General features: G+C 71.0%; 2 protein-coding genes. Both read right to left on the bottom strand.

The genetic code is table 11. The features are described from left to right. Window positions 1-129: 129 nt before the first annotated feature. Window positions 130-585: an ATP-binding protein gene (locus L0P92_RS44225; protein ID WP_217209720.1), complete on the bottom strand. Its 456-nt coding sequence runs from the start codon at window positions 583-585 to the stop codon at window positions 130-132. A gap of 98 nt (window positions 586-683) precedes the next feature. Then, the coding region (locus L0P92_RS44230) for a DUF6777 domain-containing protein (protein ID WP_234768780.1) at window positions 684-1722 on the bottom strand (1039 nt) is incomplete at its 5' end.

Raw genomic sequence — 1722 nt, forward strand, 5'->3', positions numbered from 1 at the left:
GGGCGCAACGGAATGACGCGGGCTTCGTTCGGCGCTTGATTGCTCACTGTCCCAGCCTATGAGCGGGGGGCGCGAGGGGAAGGGATCAGCGTTCCGCCCTGGGGGAAATCGCGGTCCCTCGCCGGGCCGTCACGTGTCGGTCAGTGCCAGCACCGCGCGCACCAGCTTGCCGACCGGCACCCGTTCCACGGCGACCTCGGCGGCGAGCGCGTGGACTATCTCCAGGCCGTGCCGGCCGACGCGCTCCGGATCCTTGGGGTAGCGGCGGGGCAGGGCGGAGCTGCTGTCGTACACGCAGACCGTCACCGCGTCGTCGGTGCCCTCCAGGTCCAGGATGTACGGGCCGTTGCTGTGCCGGTCGGCGTTGGTGACCAGCTCGCTGACCACGAGGAGCACCTTGTCCTCGGCGGGCTGTGCGATGGTGGCGCACCACTCGGTCCTGAGCCGGCCGAGGAAGAGCGCGGCGAAGGACCGTGCCTCGGCGATGCATCCCGGTTCGCCGCTGTAGTGCGCCGCCCGCCGTAGCGGTTCCACGGGCACGTCGAAACCAGTCGGAATCACTGCCCCGTCCACGTGCTCGATCATGCGTTTCTCTCTCGGAAGCCGGACTGGCCGGACACTGCTGCACCAGTCCTCGTACCCAGAGCGGAGCCGCGCAGTCACCGTGCAGGTGGCGCCGTACGTCACAGCGGCGGGGAGGACGCCGGCGTGCCGCCGGACGTCGACTGTGACTCGGTGGTGACCTCCTCGTCCGGAGGCGCCTGGGACGTGGTGGTGGTCGCGGGCGCTTCGGGCTCCGTCGTCGGCTCCTCGGACGTGGGTTCGTCGGTCGTGGGCTCGTCCGTCGTGGTCTCGTCCTTGGTCGTCTCGTCCTTCGTCGTCTCGTCCTTCGTCGTCTCGTCCTTCGACGGCGTGGTCGGGGTGATCGACGCGGGGGAGCTCGGCGAGGTGGGCTTCGACACGGTCACAGACGGGGAGGGCTTCACGGGCCGCTTGGTCTTCTTGTCCTTGTGGGCGTCGTCGCCGCGGTGGCGGGCGATCCACTCGTCGTGGTCGTGGTCGTAGATGACGAACTCCTTGACGACCTTCGGCGCGGGGGTGACCACCACGACGTTCGAGGGGCGGTACGCCGGCCAGGCGTCGCCCTTCTGCTTGAGGGTGCCCTGCCGGGCGACCGGCTCGGTCAGCGGGTTGCCGCAGGCGCAGCGCACCCGGGGCACGCCGCGGTCGTCCACGAGGACCGCGGTGCCGGTCTGGAGGACGGCCTGGTAGCCGTCGGCGGCGCCGTCGCGGTAGCCGTGGTTGGTGACGCGGGTGTCCATGCGCAGTTGTACGGGGGTGAGCGAGCGCAGATAGGAGGGGACGTCGGAGTCCTGGACGCCGGCGACTGATGCGAACGCCCTGTTCTTCTCCGGGGCCTGCTGGAGGTACCTGATCTGCTTCTCCACGTCGCAGCTGGCGACGTCGCGGGTGCCGCCGTACAGGCCGGGTGCGCTGCCGTCGACGCCGATCACCGCGTTCGAGGGGGCGGACTCGGTGGCCGGGGACGGGGTGACGGGCGGGGCGGAGCTGTCCGTCGCGGTGGACTCGGTGAACGGATCGGGGCCGGTGCTGCCCGCGGACTGGAGGAAGACCTCTCCCTGTGCGCTGTCGCCGGTGCCGCCGTCGCCGCGGGAGAGGACGACGGCGAGGACGACGGCGGCCACGACCACGGTGGAGAGG

Source organism: Streptomyces muensis (assembly GCF_021474425.1).
GTDB classification, from domain to species: Bacteria; Actinomycetota; Actinomycetes; order Streptomycetales; family Streptomycetaceae; genus Streptomyces; species Streptomyces muensis.